The organism is Paenibacillus sp. J23TS9 (assembly GCF_018403225.1).
Lineage (GTDB): Bacteria > Bacillota > Bacilli > Paenibacillales > Paenibacillaceae > Paenibacillus_AQ.
In genome coordinates this window covers 1-732 of the sequence record NZ_BOSG01000015.1, presented here as the reverse complement: position 1 = coordinate 732, position 732 = coordinate 1, and the positions used below count along the sequence as shown (strand labels likewise).

Annotated in this window: 7 tRNA genes; all 7 read right to left on the bottom strand. The window is 50.8% G+C overall.

Annotation, left to right across the window (positions count from 1 at the left end):
* Nucleotides 1-32: 32 nt before the first annotated feature.
* Nucleotides 33-116: transfer RNA gene (locus tag KJS65_RS29455), tRNA-Leu, on the bottom strand.
* A 15-nt stretch (nt 117-131) separates the two neighbouring features.
* Nucleotides 132-207: transfer RNA gene (locus KJS65_RS29450), tRNA-Lys, on the bottom strand.
* A 6-nt stretch (nt 208-213) separates the two neighbouring features.
* Nucleotides 214-288: transfer RNA gene (locus tag KJS65_RS29445), tRNA-Gln, on the bottom strand.
* 48 nt (nt 289-336) lie between these two features.
* A tRNA-Val gene (locus tag KJS65_RS29440) sits at nt 337-412 on the bottom strand.
* A gap of 26 nt (nt 413-438) precedes the next feature.
* Nucleotides 439-513 (bottom strand) — tRNA-Glu (locus tag KJS65_RS29435).
* 13 nt (nt 514-526) lie between these two features.
* Nucleotides 527-602 (bottom strand) — tRNA-Thr (locus KJS65_RS29430).
* A gap of 3 nt (nt 603-605) precedes the next feature.
* Nucleotides 606-681, bottom strand: a tRNA-Asn gene (locus KJS65_RS29425).
* Nucleotides 682-732: the final 51 nt, after the last annotated feature.

Here is a 732-nt window from a genome sequence, read left to right as displayed (position 1 = left end):
TGCTCTACCGCTGAGCCACGTCCGCATAAACATGGTGCGCGTGGAGGGACTTGAACCCCCACGTCAAAGACGCTAGATCCTAAGTCTAGTGCGTCTGCCAATTCCGCCACACGCGCACACTTTTAAAGAACTGGTGAGCCATGAAGGACTCGAACCTTCGACACCCTGATTAAAAGTCAGGTGCTCTACCAACTGAGCTAATGGCTCTCATACTGGCTGGGGATATAGGATTCGAACCTATGCATGACGGAGTCAAAGTCCGTTGCCTTACCGCTTGGCTAATCCCCAGTATCAGATAACTTATCTTGTCCAATAAATGAACATAATATCAATAAATGGTGGAGGCTGAGGGGTTCGAACCCCCGACCCTCTGCTTGTAAGGCAGATGCTCTCCCAGCTGAGCTAAGCCTCCACGGCTTTATGTATTTAGAATTGAAATGGTGACCCGTAGGGGATTCGAACCCCTGTTACCTCCGTGAAAGGGAGGTGTCTTAACCCCTTGACCAACGGGCCACTTCGAGAAAAATGGAGCTCTCAACCGGATTCGAACCGGTGACCTCTTCCTTACCATGGAAGCACTCTACCTACTGAGCTATGAGAGCAAGTGGCTCCCCGAACAGGACTCGAACCTGTGACAACTCGATTAACAGTCGAGTGCTCTACCAACTGAGCTATCAGGGAATATGTATGCTTGGCGGCATCCTACTCTCCCAGGACCCTTCGGTCCAAGTA